The 347-nt window shown below is 49.9% G+C and carries 1 protein-coding gene; it reads left to right on the top strand.

The features are described 5' to 3' along the window. Positions 1-347 (top strand): zona pellucida domain-containing protein (locus tag GQS54_RS22910; RefSeq protein WP_205967899.1); only part of this gene is annotated, 347 nt, incomplete at both ends.

The following is a 347-nucleotide window of genomic DNA, read 5'->3' as shown; positions in this document are numbered from 1 at the left end:
ATCCAGCCATCTGGTCTGACTTTGGGAGGATGTCCTGTTGTCGGTTTGGTCCCAGGCTCCAAGGTGCTCTTCTTTGACAATGAACTGCAGGACTGCAATAGTGTGTTGATGATGACCAAGGATGAGCTTGTCTACACCTTTGCCCTTACCTACACTCCTGAGGCGTTTGCTGGCACTCCGATTACCCGTGCAGGTGGTGCAGTTATTGGTGTTCAATGCCATTATCAAAGGTTTCAAAATGTCAGCGGTAATGCCTTGAAGCCAACTTGGGTCCCTTATGCCTCAACGGAGGCTGGTGAAGAAGTCTTGCTGTTCTCCCTGAAGCTCATGATGGATGACTGGTCCTT

It is taken from the genome of Paraglaciecola sp. 20A4 (assembly GCF_011378905.1).
GTDB lineage: Bacteria > Pseudomonadota > Gammaproteobacteria > Enterobacterales > Alteromonadaceae > Paraglaciecola.
This window is presented reverse-complemented; position numbering and strand designations above follow the sequence as displayed.